Source organism: [Scytonema hofmanni] UTEX 2349 (genome assembly GCF_000582685.1).
GTDB lineage: Bacteria > Cyanobacteriota > Cyanobacteriia > Cyanobacteriales > Nostocaceae > Hassallia > Hassallia hofmanni.
Map to the genome: position 1 here is coordinate 420410 of NZ_KK073768.1, position 16876 is coordinate 437285.

Annotated in this window: 18 protein-coding genes; 11 read left to right on the forward strand and 7 right to left on the reverse strand. The window is 41.0% G+C overall.

The genetic code is table 11. The annotated features are described in order from the left end of the window. Window positions 1–1107 (forward strand): response regulator (locus TOL9009_RS46980; RefSeq protein ID WP_029632098.1); only part of this gene is annotated, 1107 nt, incomplete at its 5' end. A gap of 12 nt (window positions 1108–1119) precedes the next feature. Further along, the gene (locus TOL9009_RS0106935; RefSeq protein WP_029632099.1) at window positions 1120–2199 is read left to right on the forward strand and encodes a hybrid sensor histidine kinase/response regulator; all 1080 of its coding nucleotides are present in this window, start codon (window positions 1120–1122) and stop codon (window positions 2197–2199) included. Window positions 2200–2373: 174 nt separating this feature from the next. On the opposite strand, the gene TOL9009_RS50475 is transcribed toward TOL9009_RS0106935, so the two are convergent. Both TOL9009_RS50475 and patD read right to left on the reverse strand, forming a co-directional pair. Then, complete coding sequence (locus TOL9009_RS50475) at window positions 2374–2520, reverse strand: DUF6888 family protein (RefSeq protein WP_398344166.1); 147 nt, start codon at window positions 2518–2520, stop codon at window positions 2374–2376. 295 nt (window positions 2521–2815) lie between these two features. Then, window positions 2816–3172, reverse strand: coding sequence for a heterocyst frequency control protein PatD (gene patD / locus TOL9009_RS0106940; protein WP_029632100.1), 357 nt, complete (start codon window positions 3170–3172; stop codon window positions 2816–2818). Window positions 3173–3457: 285 nt separating this feature from the next. Here patD and TOL9009_RS0106945 point away from each other — a divergent pair, with 285 nt between their 5' ends. Further along, entirely contained in the window at window positions 3458–5719 is a 2262-nt protein-coding gene (locus TOL9009_RS0106945) for a RelA/SpoT family protein (protein WP_029632101.1), read from the forward strand. Between the two features lie 221 nt (window positions 5720–5940). On the opposite strand, the gene TOL9009_RS0106950 is transcribed toward TOL9009_RS0106945, so the two are convergent. After that, a complete protein-coding gene (locus TOL9009_RS0106950; protein WP_029632103.1) occupies window positions 5941–6675 on the reverse strand; it encodes a glutathione peroxidase in 735 nt (244 codons plus the stop codon). A gap of 130 nt (window positions 6676–6805) precedes the next feature. After that, window positions 6806–7738, reverse strand: a complete 933-nt coding sequence (locus tag TOL9009_RS0106955) for an alpha/beta fold hydrolase (RefSeq protein ID WP_029632105.1) — start codon at window positions 7736–7738, stop codon at window positions 6806–6808. 228 nt (window positions 7739–7966) lie between these two features. On the opposite strand from TOL9009_RS0106955, the gene TOL9009_RS0106960 reads away from it, so the two are divergent. The 3 genes from TOL9009_RS0106960 (at window position 7967) to TOL9009_RS0106970 (ending at window position 11859) form a co-directional block, all read left to right on the forward strand. Next, complete coding sequence (locus tag TOL9009_RS0106960) at window positions 7967–8983, forward strand: sulfate/molybdate ABC transporter ATP-binding protein (RefSeq protein WP_029632106.1); 1017 nt, start codon at window positions 7967–7969, stop codon at window positions 8981–8983. Between the two features lie 151 nt (window positions 8984–9134). Further along, complete coding sequence (locus TOL9009_RS0106965; protein WP_186227498.1) at window positions 9135–10610, forward strand: bifunctional metallophosphatase/5'-nucleotidase; 1476 nt, start codon at window positions 9135–9137, stop codon at window positions 10608–10610. 259 nt (window positions 10611–10869) lie between these two features. After that, complete coding sequence (locus TOL9009_RS0106970; RefSeq protein ID WP_029632108.1) at window positions 10870–11859, forward strand: nucleoside hydrolase; 990 nt, start codon at window positions 10870–10872, stop codon at window positions 11857–11859. A 60-nt stretch (window positions 11860–11919) separates the two neighbouring features. Here TOL9009_RS0106970 and TOL9009_RS0106975 read toward each other — a convergent pair whose 3' ends face one another. Continuing rightward, window positions 11920–12555 (reverse strand): hypothetical protein, encoded by a 636-nt coding sequence (locus TOL9009_RS0106975; RefSeq protein ID WP_029632110.1) that lies wholly within the window; start codon window positions 12553–12555, stop codon window positions 11920–11922. A 545-nt stretch (window positions 12556–13100) separates the two neighbouring features. On the opposite strand from TOL9009_RS0106975, the gene TOL9009_RS0106980 reads away from it, so the two are divergent. The 3 genes from TOL9009_RS0106980 to TOL9009_RS42090 all read left to right on the forward strand — a co-directional run bounded on the left by TOL9009_RS0106980 (window position 13101) and on the right by TOL9009_RS42090 (window position 14306). Continuing rightward, entirely contained in the window at window positions 13101–13571 is a 471-nt protein-coding gene (locus TOL9009_RS0106980) for a hypothetical protein (RefSeq protein ID WP_029632112.1), read from the forward strand. Between the two features lie 205 nt (window positions 13572–13776). Continuing rightward, the gene (locus TOL9009_RS42085; RefSeq protein WP_029632114.1) at window positions 13777–13971 is read left to right on the forward strand and encodes a hypothetical protein; all 195 of its coding nucleotides are present in this window, start codon (window positions 13777–13779) and stop codon (window positions 13969–13971) included. A gap of 17 nt (window positions 13972–13988) precedes the next feature. Continuing rightward, a complete protein-coding gene (locus TOL9009_RS42090; RefSeq protein WP_029632116.1) occupies window positions 13989–14306 on the forward strand; it encodes a zinc ribbon domain-containing protein in 318 nt (105 codons plus the stop codon). A 164-nt stretch (window positions 14307–14470) separates the two neighbouring features. On the opposite strand, the gene TOL9009_RS0106995 is transcribed toward TOL9009_RS42090, so the two are convergent. Both TOL9009_RS0106995 and TOL9009_RS0107000 read right to left on the reverse strand, forming a co-directional pair. Further along, window positions 14471–15040 (reverse strand): DUF981 family protein, encoded by a 570-nt coding sequence (locus TOL9009_RS0106995; protein WP_029632118.1) that lies wholly within the window; start codon window positions 15038–15040, stop codon window positions 14471–14473. 232 nt (window positions 15041–15272) lie between these two features. Next, a complete protein-coding gene (locus TOL9009_RS0107000; RefSeq protein WP_029632120.1) occupies window positions 15273–15653 on the reverse strand; it encodes a hypothetical protein in 381 nt (126 codons plus the stop codon). Between the two features lie 189 nt (window positions 15654–15842). Between TOL9009_RS0107000 and TOL9009_RS0107005 the strand changes: the two genes are divergently transcribed. Then, entirely contained in the window at window positions 15843–16085 is a 243-nt protein-coding gene (locus TOL9009_RS0107005; RefSeq protein ID WP_029632122.1) for a hypothetical protein, read from the forward strand. Further along, window positions 16070–16819: an SDR family NAD(P)-dependent oxidoreductase gene (locus TOL9009_RS0107010; RefSeq protein WP_029632123.1), complete on the forward strand. Its 750-nt coding sequence runs from the start codon at window positions 16070–16072 to the stop codon at window positions 16817–16819. Before TOL9009_RS0107005 ends, TOL9009_RS0107010 begins: the two co-directional genes overlap by 16 nt. The last annotated feature ends 57 nt before the right edge of the window (window positions 16820–16876 follow it).

The following is a 16876-nucleotide window of genomic DNA, read 5'->3' on the forward strand; positions in this document are numbered from 1 at the left end:
CCCTCATCCCCCTCATCCCCCTCATCCCCCTCATCCCCCCATCTCCTTTCCTTCCATATCACTGACACCGGCATTGGTATTGCTCCTGAAGAAATCGGCAAGCTGTTTCAGCCTTTTATCCAGCTTGACAGCAGCCTCAACCGCCAGTACAGTGGCACTGGTCTAGGTTTGGCACTGGTACGGCGGATTGCGACCCTGCACGGAGGAACAGTATCAGTTAGCAGTAAAATCGGACAAGGAAGTTGTTTCACTGTCCGCATTCCCTACCTTACCGGCGATAATGTGCCAACAACGCAGGTAAGGACTTCATTACCTACCTATCGCTTACCTGGGTCGAATGCTCAAGTTTTGATTATCGAAGATTCTGTTGCGGCTGCTGACCAAGTTACTCGCTACTTCCGCGAAATGCAAATGCAACCCATGATCTATCCCCAAGGTGAAGGAGCGGTAGAACAAGTGCTGCGCGTTCAGCCTGCTCTTGTTATGCTGGATCTGCAACTACCGAACCTATCGGGTTGGAACGTGCTGAATCAACTTAAAACCAACCCAAAAACCAAAGATATTCCAGTCATCATCATTTCAGTCGTGGATGAGCGTAGCAAAGGACTGGCTCAGGGAGCGTTTGAATATTTGGTTAAACCCATTACCCGCGCTCAACTTCAGGCAACTATAGAGAAATTGCAACATTCTACCCGTCCTGACTCGGCAAATCTAATTGTAGTGCCAGAAGCGGTTCTGGATACTCCTTTGATTTTGCTGGTAGAAGATAATCAAGCTAATATTGATACCATGTCCGGTTATCTTGAAAGCAAAGGATACGATCTGATTTTGGCAAACAATGGACAACAAGCCATTGACCTTGTTAGAATTCAACGTCCCGACTTAATTGTAATGGATATTCAAATGCCGGGAATGGATGGGTTGGAAGCGATTCGGTGCATCCGTGATGATCAGCAATTTTTGGATGTGCCGATTATTGCACTAACGGCACTAGCTATGCCGGGCGATCGCGAAACTTGTTTAGCAGCGGGAGCCAACGAATATCTCACCAAACCTGTAAAACTTAAACAACTTGTAGCCAAAATTCAACAACTTTTAAAAAGGTAGCGGAAATTCTCGATGGACAATCAACCCTCTATTTTAGTGATCGATGATGAACCCGATAACTTTGATGTTGTTGAAACGTTGCTGGATGGCAAAAACTACCAGTTATACTACGCTTCTAGTGGTGAACAAGCTCTAAATCGCCTCGATAGTTTTCAGCCTGATCTGATTTTATTAGATGTGATGATGCCCGATCTAGATGGGATGGAAGTATGCCAGCGTATCAAAGCCGATCCACAATGGCAAGCGGTTCCGATCATCATGGTGACAGCACTAACAGCTAAAGAAGATTTAGCTCAATGTTTAGCAACCGGTGCGGATGACTTCATTAGTAAACCCGTCAATGGCGTAGAATTACGAGCCAGAGTTAATTCCATGTTGCGGATTAAGCAGCACTACGACAGTATGCAAGTATTGCTCAAACTGCGAGAAGATATGGTAAATATGATTGTGCACGATTTGCGAAATCCACTTGCCAGTGTTGTCTTAGGTGCAAAGATTCTTCAGTTTCCAGGCTTATCACCTCAACAACAGCAAGGAAAAGTCGAGCAAATTTTACTTGCTGGACAACAACTACAATCGTTGATTGATAGCTTGCTGATTATGGCAAAGCTGGAATCCGGCAAAATCGTTCTCAACTACACAAAACAAGACCTTTGTCAGGTATGTATGTCAGCATTGGCAGATGCTGAAGCGATGGCTGCCCAAAAGAACCTGACCCTGATACGTGAATTACCCGAACTTGGCGGTATGGTTGAAGTAGATGCAGTTATTTTTCGTCGAGTGCTAGATAATTTGCTGACCAATGCCATTAAGTTCTCACCGTCAAACTCTGAAGTTATCCTGCGGGGAGAGTATTTGGCAGAAGGTGGTGCTAAAGTGCAAGTTGCGGATGCAGGACCGGGAATCCCTGAAGACTTACAAAAAATCATTTTCGAGAAATATGAAGTTGCAACTCAGATGCCAGAAGTTTCGCAAATTGGTTTAGGATTGGCTTTCTGCAAAATGGCGATCGAGGCACATTGCGGTACAATTTCCATCGAAGATAATCATCCAAATGGCAGTATTTTTACTGTAATACTCAATAATAAATAATTACAGAAGATTTCAAGTTTCTCGGATAAGAAGAGCGCTTGTCCAATAAGCGCGACTTCGTAGTCTATCAAAACTTGCAAGTAAAAAATATGATGAAAAATAACCACTTAGCTAAAAGTAGACCACAGTAGAGACGTTCCGGCGGAACGTCTTTACCTTTAACACCAAGAAGGCTCACACTGTATCTGTATTCCGATAAGTTCGATTATCGATACAAATAAGGTGTAGGGGTTGGAGCATGAAATATGTTAACTGATAGCAAACACGATACGAGCTTTCTAACTCGTGCTTCAGTAGGCATCCGAAGCACTCAATGTACACATCTCAATTTTACCATTCTAGGACTTACGCACTTGTTACGAAAAAACAAGACTTTGAGATTGCTTCCTTACGTCGCAATGACAGAAATTCGTAGTCCGTGCGTAAGTCCTGCATTCGTTCTGGTATCCGATAAAAAACTGAACAAATTCCAAGCTAAGTACTGGCAAATGTCAAATTTTCCACACTTAGGCAGATGAAATATATTATTGTTGTGGATAAAGTTTCTTTACAATAGGAATAGACAAGGTAAAAACAAAAAGAAAAACTTCTTTTAATTTTTACCTTTTCATGCTTGTTATTCTTGTTGCAGTATTGCCTCGCAGTATTGCATTAGAGTTGTCAAGCGATCGCTAATTGTCTGGAGTCTAGCTTGAGCAGTAGCTGATTGCCTCGCTCCTTGGAAAAATATTACATCCAATTCCAATAAGCGCAGTTGCTTGCTCATCTCGGTTTGATAAGACTGTTCCCTTGAATTATGAGGCATCTGAGTATCTTCATCAGCCAAAGGCACAATCTGAACAACAAACATTTGCTGCAAAGATGCCACACGCAGCCGCAGTCCGGGCGCATTTAGTTCAGTAGTCGTGATATAGTCACGTAATTGCAGGAGCAATGTTGCTAGGCTGTGATACTTCTCGCGATTTAGAGACATTAACTGCTTCTTGAGATACTATTAATGTCAAGATTTTCTTATAAAACAAACTTTTTAAACTTTTATTATAATTACTCGCCTCAAATGATGCTAGGGGGCTGCACACTGCCATAATTCGATTTTCCCAACTATGATTGTTGACACTCAAGCCGGATAATATCGCAATTCTTATTGCCTGCAAAACCTTCTAACACTGCTTTTACCGCCTAATTATGGCAACTTATGTCGGTAATCCCATTGTCAGAGTACATCCACTTAACCACAAATTAGCTTAATTTCGATTTTATGAGCGGTATACTTATAAATTCCCCAGTTGAAATCACTCTTCCGGATTGGCTAAAAAAATGTTTACAAGAGTCATCCGCACTTCTTGCCCCAGAAGATGACAAAAAGCGTCATGATACAACTTTGATTTGTCGAGCATTTAAATTTGCTTATAAGTTGCATCAAGGTCAATACCGCAAATCGGGAGAACCATATATTTGTCATCCCGTAGCTGTTGCCGGATTGTTACGCGACTTGGGGGGGAGTTCTGCCATGATAGCAGCTGGATTTCTCCATGATGTCGTCGAGGATACAGATATTACAATTGAGGAAATAGAAGAGCATTTTGGCGCAGAAGTTAGACAATTGGTAGAAGGTGTTACCAAGCTCTCTAAATTTAACTTTAAAAGCAAAACCGAAAGCCAAGCAGAAAACTTCCGACGAATGTTTTTGGCAATGGCAAAAGATATCCGAGTAATTGTAGTGAAGTTGGCAGATCGGCTGCATAATATGCGAACTTTGCAGTTTATGTCCGAAGAAAGTCGTCGTAGCAACGCTCAAGAAACGCGAGATATTTTTGCTCCTTTAGCCAATCGGTTGGGGATTTGGCAAATTAAGTGGGAATTGGAGGATTTGGCTTTTAAGTATCTCGAACCAGAGTCTTTTCGCCAAATTCAAACATATGTTGCCGAAAAACGGGCAGCACGAGAAGAAAGACTGGATAAAATTACGAAAACTTTGCGCGATCGCTTGCAGCAAACTGGTATTGAAGTCATCGACATCAGCGGACGCCCGAAGCATCTTTATAGTATTTACCAAAAAATGCACCGGCAGCAAAAAGAATTTCACGAAATTTACGATTTGGCTGCATTGCGAATTATTGTTAAAACCAATGAAGAATGTTATCGCGCTTTGGCTATAGTTCACGATGCCTTTCGCCCAATTCCTGGTAGATTTAAAGACTATATTGGACTGCCCAAGGCAAATCATTACCAATCCTTGCATACTGGTGTGATGGGTTTTACAGGTCGTCCTTTGGAAGTGCAAATCCGAACGCAGGAAATGCATCGAATAGCCGAGTATGGAATTGCTGCTCATTGGAAATACAAGGAAACAGGGGGTTCTAACGTCCAGACAACAGCCCAAGATGAGAAGTTCACTTGGTTGCGGCAGTTGTTGGAATGGCAAAGTGACCTGAAAGATGCTCAAGAATATCTAGAAAGCATCAAGGATAATTTATTTGAAGATGATGTTTATGTCTTCACCCCTAAGGGGGATTTAGTTTCCTTAAGTCCTGGTTCGACAACAGTAGATTTTGCTTATCGGATACATACAGAGGTCGGAAATCATTGTGCGGGGGCGCGGGTGAATGGGAGAATGATTCCACTGTCAACGCGCTTGCAAAATGGCGATATTGTCGAGATTTTGACCCAAAAGAACAGCCATCCTAGTTTAGATTGGTTGAACTTTGTCAGGACTTCTGCGGCGAAAAATCGGATAAAACAATGGTACAAGCGATCGCGTCGGGAAGAAAATCTCGCTCGTGGACGAGACTTGTTAGAAAAAGAACTCGGTAAAACAGGTTTTGAAAGTTTGCTCAAATCAGACGCAATGGAAGCTGTAGCCGAAAAGTGTAATTATCATAGTGTGGACGATTTGTTGGCGGCTTTAGGTTACGGTGAAATCACCTTGAACTTAGTATTAAATCGTTGGCGAGAAATAGTCAAGGCGGAACAACCTGCAACCAACGTCTTAGAACTTCCGTCCCTACCAAGTTCGTTAAAAGCTTTACGAGACGTACCTGCAACAACTGGACGTGCTAGCGATTCGCCAATTGTCGGGGTAGAAGGATTAATGTATCATTTATCTGGGTGTTGTACGCCAATTCCCGGTGAGTCGATTATTGGTGTGGTGACACGAGGTAGGGGGATTTCCATCCATCGCCAAGGATGTCATAATTTAGAGCCTGTGGAGTGCGATCGCTTAGTACCAGTTAGGTGGAATTCTGCCAAAGAAAATCGTAATCGTCCGCAAACTTACCCAGTGAGTATTCAAATTGAAGCGCTGGATCGAGTGGGAGTTTTGAAAGATATTTTATCACGATTGAGCGACCACGCAATCAACGTCCGTCACGCTCAAGTCAAAACCGCTTTCGGACAACCTGCGTTAATAGATTTAGGAATAGATATATGCGATCGCTCTCAGCTTGAGCAAGTATTTATCCAAATCAAGAAAATGAGCGACATTATCAACATTCATCGCGTCGGTGAAATTGACGAATAATCACATAATATCATGTTCGATTGTAAAGACGTTCCGCCGGAACGTCTCTACAATTGTAAAGACGTTCCGCCGGAACGTCTCTACGACGTAGGTATATTTTTATTACTGTTAATTACAGCAATTTTCATGTATTTGAACCACATCTGTCGTAGGGGCAATTCATGAATTGCCCCTACGTGTGGTCTATTTACCTGAAAATAGCTGTAACCCTAGCAGGAAGCTTATTTAACACTCAAATAAGCTTCTAGCGCTTCAGAACCGCCAATTAATTTACCATCGATAAATACTTGGGGAACTGTTGTCGCTCCTGTAACCGCTTTAAGAGAGCGTGTGGAAGCATCTTTACCTAAAACAATTTCTTCATAATCAATACCATTCTGCTTCAGCATGTCCTTCGCACGAGCGCAGAAAGGACAACCCACTTTTGTAAACAGAGAAACACACTTGGGTTTTGCAGCTTGGGGGTTGATGTAATTGAGCATTGTGTCTGCATCCGACACTTTAAAGGGATCTCCTGGTTCGTCTGGCTCAATAAACATCTTTTCCACCACGCCATTCTTGACTAACATAGAATAGCGCCATGATCGCTTACCAAAACCTAAATCTGTCTTATCTACTAGCATTCCCATGCCTTCAGTGAATTCACCGTTGCCATCGGGAATTAAGATGACATTATCTGCCTCTTGGTCTTTTGCCCATTCGTTCATGACAAAGGTGTCATTTACAGAAATACAAACGATGCTATCTACTCCATTTTCCTTAAAGGCTTTTGCCATTTGGTTGTAACCAGGTAAATGCGTAGATGAACAAGTTGGTGTAAAAGCACCTGGTAAGGAGAAGACAACCACTGTCTTATTAGCAAACAACTCATCAGTAGTTACATCCACCCACTGGTTGTTCTGACGTGTACGGAAGGTAACTTGTGGTACTTTTTGTCCTTCGTGATTAGACAACATCAATTTAGCTCCTTGAATAACAGTCCACCTGAAGCGTAGTCATAATGATTATGACATGTCAAGGGTACTAAAAGCGTAGTTTTGTTAAACAAAACCAAAAAACTAGGTTAAAAAGCGAAATTACCCGAAATTAAGCTATTTTCCCGCTTTGAGAAACTTCATCGATAAATGGGGCAATCGCCTGAACAAATTCAGGGGTAGACTCATATGGTAGGACATTTCGCCCAGTCATTTTGATTCCTTTACCTTGAGGTAAATAAGCGAGATAGTCAGCCAAGCGTTCATCAGGTGATTCTTTTTTACCTGCTTTGCTGATGCTGGAAGCAATTTCACCAACTACTACCAAAGTGGGTTGTTTAATGGAAGCGATCGCATTACTATAATTTTGCCGCCAAAATCCAGCTAAAAAAGAAAACACCGCATAACGAGTTTGGATATTTTCTGCACCTGCAATTAAAGTATTTAACCATTCTTGATCAACAGCATCACCATTAGCAAAAAGTTGCCGAGTTGAGAAAGAACGTAAAAACTCTTGACGACGCGCATATCGATAAAATAGATTACCAAAAGGCGAATCTAACAGATTCCAAGTTAGTTTATTCTGCCATTTTGGTGATTCTTTGGTAATTACTGCCCAAGCTGGAGGACCACAAAGCACAAGTCCAGCAATTAGATTTGCTTCTCTTTGAACTAATTCTATAGCAACAGGAAATAAAGCACCTTGCACCACTAAAATTACAGGTTTTTGTACCACTGTTTGTAAAAAGTGTTGCAACTGCTTTGCCCAATCATTAGGAGTATAAGCCACATGAGGCATATCGCTCTCACCGCATCCTAGTAAATCAGGATTATAAATTAAATTGCGACGACCTGTATTATACCATTCCCGGCAAAAACGCTGCCAAAATTGCCGCGATAACCCAACACCGATAGGATGAATTAACAGCAAGGAAACCCCCTCTGGTGTTGCATTAATTGGTTGATGAACTTCGTAAGCACATTTGTAGTTTTCCCAAGTATAAAATTGGGTGGGAGATGTTGTTGTTGAAGATAATTGTTGCATAATCAAACAGAAGCGAAAACCGAACGTCAAATTAATTGTCGCTCGTTTTCTTGAAATTCAACGAGGGTCTGATTTTTTTTCAACAATTCTTTGATAAAAGGCATATAGGCTTCACTTGCACCAATGAGGTAACAATAACCACGATCAATCTTATTAATCGAAAAGCAACAGTCTGTGATATATGTATTAAAATGGCTAGATATATTTAGTTACAGAGGTGCAGAATCAGTGGGCATTGTAGTTGAAAACGTATCCAAGCAATTCGGTAGTTTTAAAGCGGTTGATGATGTCAATCTGGAAATTGAAAGTGGCTCTCTTGTCGCTTTGCTCGGACCATCAGGTTCGGGAAAGTCTACATTGCTGCGGTTAATTTCGGGTTTGGAAATGCCGGATAGTGGTAAAATATTTCTCACTGGGAAGGATGCCACATATCAAAGCGTGCAAGATCGCAATATTGGGTTTGTATTTCAGCATTATGCTTTGTTCAAGCATCTAACTGTGCGGAAAAATGTAGCCTTTGGTTTGGAGCTTCGTAAAGCACCAAAAGCGAAAATTAAGGCACGGGTGGAGCAGTTATTGGAGTTGGTACAATTAAGTGGATTAGGCGATCGCTATCCTTCGCAACTTTCTGGTGGTCAACGACAACGGGTAGCATTGGCAAGAGCGCTAGCTGTTGAACCTAACGTTTTATTACTTGATGAACCTTTTGGCGCACTTGATGCGAAAGTTCGTAAAGATTTACGCGCATGGTTACGACGCCTCCATGATGAAGTTCATGTTACCACAGTTTTTGTCACCCACGACCAAGAAGAAGCGATGGAAGTTTCAGATGAGATTGTGGTGATGAATAAAGGACGTGTGGAACAAGTAGGAACACCAGCGCAAATTTACGATCATCCAGCTTCAGCTTTTGTGATGAGCTTTATTGGACCTGTGAATGTGTTGCCAAGTTCTTCGCGGATTTTCCAAGGTAACGGATTTGATTCGGCAAACCCAGAAATGTTTTTACGTCCGCAAGATGTAATTATAGAAACTTCTCCTAACGGCTCAAGTGTACCAGCTAGGGTAAGTCGGTTGATACATTTGGGTTGGGAAATTCAGGTAGAATTAACTTTAGATGATGGACAAGTGGTGACAGCGCATTTAACACGCGATCGCTTTGACCAATTGCACTTGGAACCACAACAGCGAGTGTATGTGAAACCAAAGGATGCAAAGTCTTTCCCGCTTTATTATTCGATTTAATTGCAGATTCCGCACCCGGAGGTGTCACCATCGCTAATTACTGAAAGAAAAAAATCAGATTTATCCAGAGTCAAATTTTTGATCTTTGATCAAAAATATAAGATAATGAGTTTTGAACTTAAATTAACTTATTTTTTGGAAGTAAAAAATCATGATAACTAACGAGCGATTTAAAAAGTTTACCATCTTACATTCAAATGATATGCATGGAGACTTTTTAGCAGAAGCGACAGGTTTAGCTGAAGGTCATGTTATTGGTGGAATGTCGTTGCTTTCTGGATATATAAATAAAGTTCGGCAAGAAGAGAAAAACGTACTCTTCGTCATATCAGGTGATATGCTCCAAGGTTCTATGATTGATACCGAATATAAAGGTATTTCAACCATAGAAGTTATGAATTACTTGGCTCCTGACGTAGTAACTTTGGGGAACCACGAATTAGATTATGGGTTGCCTCACTTACTTTTCCTGGAAAAGATGGCGAATTTTCCTATCGTCAATGCCAACCTCTATATTAAAAAGTATAACAGACGCTTGATGAATCCCTATCTAATCTTAAATGTAGATGGATTCGATATCATGTTCATCGGAATTGTGACTGAAGAAGCTCTGAGGACATTAAAACGTGATAGTAGTATTGGCACCTTTGTCAGCCTTGAAGATGCGGCATCAGAAGTTGGTAAAATTTGTAATGCCTACAAAAATGATGACATTGACCTAACAATTATTCTGACGCACATCGGTTTTGAAGAGGATAAAAAATTAGCAGCAATGCTAAACCCAGAATGGGGTGTGGATATGATAATAGGGGGACACTCCCATACATTTTTAGAACAACCTGCCGAAGTCAACAATATTTTGATTGCACAAGCTGGAGTTGGCACAGATCAGATTGGACGTTTCGATATTGTAGTGGATGACGATACTAACAGCATTGTGGAATGGAAGTGGCAACTTCTGCCTGTGGATAACAATTTGGCACAACCAGATCCCAATATCGAAAAACTGATTGCTACCTTCAAAGAAGAAGTTGACCGCAAGTATAATCGACTGGTTGGACGATTAGCACGTAAACTAACCCATCCTAAGCGTGAACAAGAAACTGAATTGGGTAACTTAATCGCTGATATTATTGCCCAACAAGATGATATGTTAGATGTGGTTTTTGTAGCGAGTGGTGCAATACGTGGATCAGAATTAGGACCTCTAGTTACATTGAGCGATTTAAAAAAGGTTTATCCTTACGACGATATTCTTCATAAGTTTACAGTTAGCGGGGAACATCTGATCAAGATATTTGCACATATTATGAGAGCGGAAAATCGAATATCAGGTGGTAGTGAGTATTTCCAGCTAAATCAAGGTATTAAAGCGGTTTATAATGATGCCCTGCATAGGGTTGAATCTTTAACTATTAATGGAGAATCCATACAAGAAGAGCATCAATACACTATATGTATGGATGGCTATCGTTACCAAAATTCCGAGCGTAATTTAGGTATAACGCATGAAGAGTTAGGCATCTCAAAGGTAATCACAACATCCTGCCAAGATGTCCTGGAAGAATTCTTTGGACATCATCAAAATATTAACAGCCAGATCGAAGGAAGATTGCTATACAAATAACAGAATTTGAGTAAAGATTCAGAATCCAGAAGACCTTGATATCCAAGCCAATAATTAACGAGAAATTAAGAAGTAATATAGCATTTCCTAATCTGTTGAGGTACAAATTTATCTGCGTCCATCGGCGTTTATCTGCGGTTAATTCAATATTCTGTACCTCATGAATGTGGGAATCGCTATAACAGGTTTAATTTTCCCATAATTCTGAATTCTTTCTATTAAAAAGATTTAGCATTCTTAAACAAGAGCAATAACCAAAATGACAATCCTTAAAAATCAGCCCATCCCCGTGCTTGTGGATACAGACGGAGGTGTTGATGATGCCTTGGCATTGATTATGGCATTGAACTCACCGCAATTAGACCTGAAAGCAATTACCGTTTTAGCTGGTAATATCCATGTAGACCAAGCGACTAATAATGTATTGCGGGTACTGAGTATTGTCCAACCCAATACCTTACCCATTGTAGCTAAAGGTTGTGAAAAACCACTGTTTAAACAACCGTTTAATGCCGCAGGCATTCATGGTGCAGATGGGCTTGGTGAATTAGATCAATTTAAAGAAGCTGATGGTACAGCCCGCTATCCCAAACTAACAATTGAAGCATCTACAGAGAATGCAATTGATGTCATTCTCAAGGCAGCGCAAGAGTACGGTGACAGTCTGAATATTGTGGCTTTAGGACCACTAACGAATTTAGCAACAGCAATTCAAAAAGATGCCGCCACGATGAAAAAAATAGGGCGAATTATCATTATGGGTGGGGCTGTTACTGTACCTGGAAATATTACGGCTGCGGCTGAATTTAATTTTTTTGTAGATCCTGATGCGGCACAAATGGTAATGGAGTCAGGGATTCCCCTCACTTTAGTAGGTTTGGATGTTGCAATGAAAGCCCCTTTACCCCGCCAAGTTGTTGAAGATAATTTACAGCGTCATCCTTCAAAAGTCACCCAGTTTATTGCGGATTGCACTGGAATTTATATGGCTTTCTATCGAGATAATGAAGGCTTTTATGGTTGTTATTTACACGATCCTTTGGCGATGGCAGTCGCTATCGATCCGAGTCTGGTAAAGACTGAATCACTCTATATGATGGTTGAAACACAAGGACGATTTACCACTGGTTTATCACTGGCAGATCGGCGCGATCGCCGAGATGAATTAACCAATCCACCTAATGTAGAAGCCTGTTTAGATGTTGATACCGAACAGTTTTTAAAGCTATTCGATCAACTTGTCCGATAAAGGTAAAGACGTTCCAGCGGAACGTCTCTACGATGGTTAGGATGTTTTTATTACTGTTAATTAAACGAATTTTAACCGCCCTTGCTGATATGCTAAACGTAAAGCTATAGCTTCCGCGACAATTTGTTGGGGTAATAATCCCTCTTCATCAATCATTTTTTGTAGCGTGGTTCCGGTTGTTTCATCTACTTCATGAATCGGGGGAATTTGACAATATCTAGCGCCATTTTTTGTGCGACGCCAAATACTGGGTTTTTGCGTTTTTGCTTGTTTGGGAGTGCGGTGCTTTTTAATTAAGTCACGTACAGCAGTTTGGGAAATTTCTGCTAAATCCAGCAATTGATCGAGTACTGGCTGGTATTTATTGCTATTTTGTGCTAATTGAAATATGGTTGCTGGCTCAATGGGTGCTAAATTATCTGGAGAAAACTTCTCAAAAGCTGCTGCTACCTTCAGATATTTTTTCTCTTCACCTGAAAAACCATAGTGTAAAAGTATTTGTTTATACTCTTTTTTCGAGTGCGTCTTTTTTAAGTCAGCTAAAAAGAAAGCATAACGTAGAATCGTTTCGGTGGCATCAGACAGCGCTAGAAAGTAAAAGTTTTTCGGGTCAACGCTTCTATTTTCTTCAGTGTATTGCTCAACGCGAGCTCGATCAACTTTGGTTGCAATTGCACCTTTCTCTTGTGTCTTCAGTAACATGAGACTAAATATTTAGGTAGGTGTGAGATGATTGATTTGATGTGAAGCTTTACCCCTGCTCTTAATAGGGGTGGTTAAAACAAAGATTTTTTTATAAAATAATCTGAGGTATTGACAGATGGCGATCGCATGAACTCATTTGTCATCTATATTTAAACTAGAACAAGTGTACTACTATATTAGCAAAAAAATCTCCATGGGTGGGAAAAGTTTGGAGAAATAATCAAAGCTTTATATATGTGCGGTTTGGGGGTGATGCGATCGCATGATCTTCTAAATTATCCTTTGCAATAAAAAACCTCGGTGGGATGAACCGAGGCTTATAGGAGAAGTTCAAATGTCTATGGTAAATAGTGATTTATGATAGCGTGTAAATAAATATAACAATTTTGTGAAAAACGGTCAATGGTAATGAAAACGGAATTGTCTATAAAAACTATAACAAATACTTATAGGTAGAGATAGTGTTTTCAGGGCAAATTTAATAGCCACAGTAAGCTAGGGTGTGAATTAAGTTTAAGGTCATGAGGAGGAAATTCATGCGATCGGTACTCACTGGAGTTATTATCAGTTTGGGACTGTTCTCATTGCCAGCACAAGCACAACAGGCAGCATCTGATACCCAAATAACGGCGATGGTAGAAGCATTGCGACAAGCTGCACCGAAAACCGGCTCTGCCAATGATGGACTTTATAGCGAATGGCAAGTCAAACCAGAAACCCTCAAAGGTTGGTCAAGAACATGCCTAAAAAAGGAACTCACGCCAGCGGAGTTTGAAAACAGCCCTACAACTGCACGTCAAATTGTCTCTTGCATCACCCGTCGGGAGTTAAACAAGCAGTTTGCCGCAACTAAGAACAACGAAACGGCAGCTGTACGTGGTGTTGCCTGTTGGTGGATGACTGGCAATTATACAGGCTGCAACAGTGGCTTTACGGCTGCTTATGTGCAGAAAGTAGTGGGTTTTTACCAGCAGCGTTCAAAGCCCGCATCTAGTGTGTCAAGTTGACAGGATTGCTCCAATTAGAGTAGAGGCGATTTCTCCAGAAGCGGGGAAGAGCACGGCAGTCTGGGGGAAGAATTAATCTCCCCCCATCTGCCTCAGAAGAGTAAGATTTAATGCCGAAACACTTTAGGACTTACGCACTCAGTCACGAGAAAACAAGACTTTGAGATTGCTTCCTTGCGTCGCAATGACGGAAATACGTAATTCTATGCCTCTGACTACAAAACAAGCGAAAATCAAGCTAAGTAAGATTCAGTGGCACAATCGTTCCAAAGTATTGGGAAATAAAAAGCTGGGAGTTAAGGCTTCAAAAAATGCCCTTGGCTTCTATAGCAAAGTCGCAACTCTTCATGCTCGAATTGCAAATATTCGGCAAGATACAACCCACTCATATGACGACTGATTTAAGCCGAAAAGCTTATGTTATTCGGACCCTTGGATTTGAACGTTCAGGGCATGATAGCTAACCAGAAGTTAGCTGCCGCTGTAAGTAACAACTGCTTCTACGAAATTCGTCGTCAGTTAACTTATAAACAGGCGCACTATGGAACGAAAGTTGAGTTGGTTGATAGGTGGTATCCATCTTCTAAGATGTGTCAAGAGTGTCAACACATTCAACCTATGAAGCTATCAGAACGAGTGTTCAAATGTAGCAAGTGTGGGGTAAGTCAAGACCGCGATGCGAATGCTGCGATAAACCTTGAGCGTGCCCCTGACAGCAAAGTACGACTGGCTTAGTCGGAACTAAACGCCCGTGGACAAGAAGATGCCGGCATCCTTGGTTGAAACGGGAAGATAACATCAAATTCAGCTTTAGCTAAGTTTGAGTAAGTTTATTAGAGCAGTGCAAAGGTTCCAGTATGCCTTTCGGCATCTACCTTATAAAGGCTTTGGGGATTCAATTAACGCATTCGTGTGGGAACCCATTTCTGGAAAGCTTCAAGATGAATCCAGTAAGCGTTATAGCCAACAAATCCCCAAATCAAACCGGCTAATATCAGCACAGCTACACCAATTAATTGCCAAGTTCGATTTTTCCAATAGAGTGTTGGTGCGGCACACATGGCGCCCAACCCTGTTAAAATAAAGCCAATGCCTGATATTAGTGGTTGTTTTGTTAACCCCAAGCTGATAATGCGTGAACCGATGACGATCGCCACTAAACCAACGAAAAAAGCGTAAATCGCTATTGTTAATAGTTCCCATCCTTGAGAAAGTGCGATCGCCGTCGCCATGAACAACGCACCAAATAAAACAGTAGTTTCACCAAAAGCTATATTAAAGCTACCAATTACGGGCCAAGTCAAGATCATGTGCAAACCAGTGGTCAGAGCGATCGCACCCACAATTCCAAAACCCGGAATCCACTGTTTTTGACGAGGGTTATCTATCCCCTCATACAAGTAGTAAGCCAGTAAAAACAATCCGGCTACCATGTTGATCAGCATTAGTGTGATGTAATCAATAAACACAATTCACCTCTTGCTCTGGTTCCAGGTTGATCAAATAGAACCAAACTAACTCAAATTAACTCAAAGTCCGATATCGCTTTTGTTAAATTTCTTTTCAACTCAACTAAAAATGCTTCACTAACCCGTCTTTCTAATATTTTAGTGAATTCCTTAATTTACGCACTTTTGCAATGGCATATATTTAACTATACCATTCCTATGTTTTTTCAATGTAACTACTTAAAATTTTTTGTTAGGCGCTTACTTTGTTACCTTTCTTCCCCCATCCGGATCTAACTTTCTTATGATAAACACCCCACTCTTGAATACCCCGTTGCTGAAGAATCGCTTTCGCATCGTCTATTTCATCCTTGACATTTTCTAATACAAGTAAAAAATTACCCTCGAACAATTGAGATTTATAAAATTTGGCTCTTTCTTTAGGTATACCCCTTTTTGCTAAAGCACTACTGATACTTTCTTCTTCACCCATTGTGCTTTTAATCCAGGCATTAGTCAAAAGCGATACTTTCTCTAAAGAAAAACCTGCGTTTTTCAGTTCACGAAGGGCAGCTTCGACATCTTGGCGAATTGAGAATATACCTACAGCATATTTGGATGTTGTGAAAACCATTTTTACTTATACTCCTTTTAACTAGATTTAACTTAAGCTATGTTGACATATTTTTTCATCAGTCATAAGTATAGCTTTAATGAATTGATATTTCTTACTGATTCTTGAATTAACTGTTACTTAGCATTACGATTTTCGCTCTTTATTTAAGTCAGGAAAATATCATAAATAAAGTAATTTCTGAAAAATATGTCAAGGTATCGTGATAATCTCAAGAAAGTGCAATATTTCGCATTCTTCATACTCGCAATATTTCCAGATTTTAGTTTTAAAACTGATATCTATTTGAGGAGGGGAAAAGGGGAAAGGGGAAAGGTATTTTTGAAGAGGGGGACAATGGAACAAGGGGATAAGGAGAATTCAAAATTTAATACTCTCCCCCTTGTCCCCCTTGTCCCATTCCCAAAGAGGTATTTATGGCAGGTAAATTAGACTCGAAAGTAGCAATTATCACCGGAGCATCATCAGGTATTGGTGAAGCCACAGCGATCGCACTTTCCGCAGAAGGAGCAAAAGTAGCGATCGCCGCGAGACGTGGACTTCTCTTGGATCAATTGGCACAACGCATTGAAGCTAGTGGTGGCGAGGTTTTGCCAATTGTTGCCGATTTGACTGACGAAACTCAAGCGAAGAATTTGGTGCAGAAGGTACATGCTCACTATGGTCGCGTAGATATACTGATAAATAATGCAGGCTTGGCATTAGCTGGTGACATTGATGGTGCGGATACCTCAGATTGGCGGCGGATGATAGACATTAACCTTTTAGGAGTGCTTTATGTTACTCATGCTACTTTACCAGTATTTAAAGCCCAAGGAGTGGGGCATATCGTCAACATCTCCTCAGTGGCGGGTAGAACAGCGCGAGCGGGCATCGGCATCTATAATTTAACAAAATGGGGTATCAACGGTTTCTCAGAAGCATTACGCCAGGAAGAGTATAAAAACAACATACGGGTTACGATTGTTGAGCCTGGGATGGTAGACACAGAAATAGACACTCACATTACTGATGCGATCGCTAAACAGCGTACCATAGAAAGGCGCAACTCTATCACACCATTACAAAGCGAAGATGTTGCAGGGGCGATCGTTTATGCTGTAACGCAACCGCAGCGCGTTAACGTTAACGAAATCCTCATTCGACCAACTGAACAAGGATGGTAAGGGATGCATGTTTTTTCTTACCCATGAACCCCTTTCCCATGAACCCCTTTCCCCTAC

Excerpts from the sequence above, each read along its gene's own strand:
- TOL9009_RS0106935 (WP_029632099.1), top strand. The coding sequence starts at position 1,120 with ATGGACAATCAACCCTCTATTTTAGTGATCGATGATGAACCCGATAAC.
- patD (WP_029632100.1), bottom strand. The coding sequence starts at position 3,172 with ATGTCTCTAAATCGCGAGAAGTATCACAGCCTAGCAACATTGCTCCTG.
- TOL9009_RS0106945 (WP_029632101.1), top strand. The coding sequence starts at position 3,458 with ATGAGCGGTATACTTATAAATTCCCCAGTTGAAATCACTCTTCCGGAT.
- TOL9009_RS0106950 (WP_029632103.1), bottom strand. The coding sequence starts at position 6,675 with ATGTTGTCTAATCACGAAGGACAAAAAGTACCACAAGTTACCTTCCGT.
- TOL9009_RS0106955 (WP_029632105.1), bottom strand. The coding sequence starts at position 7,738 with ATGCAACAATTATCTTCAACAACAACATCTCCCACCCAATTTTATACT.
- TOL9009_RS0106965 (WP_186227498.1), top strand. The coding sequence starts at position 9,135 with ATGATAACTAACGAGCGATTTAAAAAGTTTACCATCTTACATTCAAAT.
- TOL9009_RS0106970 (WP_029632108.1), top strand. The coding sequence starts at position 10,870 with ATGACAATCCTTAAAAATCAGCCCATCCCCGTGCTTGTGGATACAGAC.
- TOL9009_RS0106980 (WP_029632112.1), top strand. The coding sequence starts at position 13,101 with ATGCGATCGGTACTCACTGGAGTTATTATCAGTTTGGGACTGTTCTCA.
- TOL9009_RS42085 (WP_029632114.1), top strand. The coding sequence starts at position 13,777 with ATGCCTCTGACTACAAAACAAGCGAAAATCAAGCTAAGTAAGATTCAG.
- TOL9009_RS42090 (WP_029632116.1), top strand. The coding sequence starts at position 13,989 with ATGTTATTCGGACCCTTGGATTTGAACGTTCAGGGCATGATAGCTAAC.
- TOL9009_RS0107000 (WP_029632120.1), bottom strand. The coding sequence starts at position 15,653 with ATGGTTTTCACAACATCCAAATATGCTGTAGGTATATTCTCAATTCGC.
- TOL9009_RS0107005 (WP_029632122.1), top strand. The coding sequence starts at position 15,843 with ATGTCAAGGTATCGTGATAATCTCAAGAAAGTGCAATATTTCGCATTC.
- TOL9009_RS0107010 (WP_029632123.1), top strand. The coding sequence starts at position 16,070 with ATGGCAGGTAAATTAGACTCGAAAGTAGCAATTATCACCGGAGCATCA.